Source organism: Pseudoalteromonas sp. SIMBA_162 (assembly GCF_046535955.1).
GTDB classification, from domain to species: Bacteria; Pseudomonadota; Gammaproteobacteria; order Enterobacterales; family Alteromonadaceae; genus Pseudoalteromonas; species Pseudoalteromonas marina.
The window spans coordinates 1-265 of the sequence record NZ_JAWJBQ010000542.1 but is presented as its reverse complement, the minus strand read 5'-3'; the positions used below and the strand labels follow the sequence as shown (position 1 = coordinate 265).

Below are 265 nucleotides of genomic sequence, written 5' to 3'. Positions count from 1 at the left end.
GCCAGAAGCTGCTGACCGCCAACCTGCCGCTGCCGGCCTACGAGCAGGTCCTGAAGGCATCACATACCTTCAACCTGCTGGATGCGCGTCACGCCATCTCCGTCACCGAGCGTCAGCGCTACATCCTGCGCGTGCGCACTCTCGCCCGTGATGTGGCCCACGCCTATTACGATTCGCGCAAGGCCGCCGGCTTCCCGCTGGCCCCGCAGGCGCTGCGTGATGAGCTGCTCGCCGCCGATGACACCACTACCGAGGGAGACGCGTA

The 265-nt window shown here is 66.4% G+C and carries 1 protein-coding gene; it reads left to right on the top strand.

Annotated features, from left to right (window positions below):
- Positions 1 to 265: glycine--tRNA ligase subunit alpha (locus R0J88_RS20845; protein WP_410901003.1), on the top strand; the 265-nt coding region annotated here is incomplete at both ends.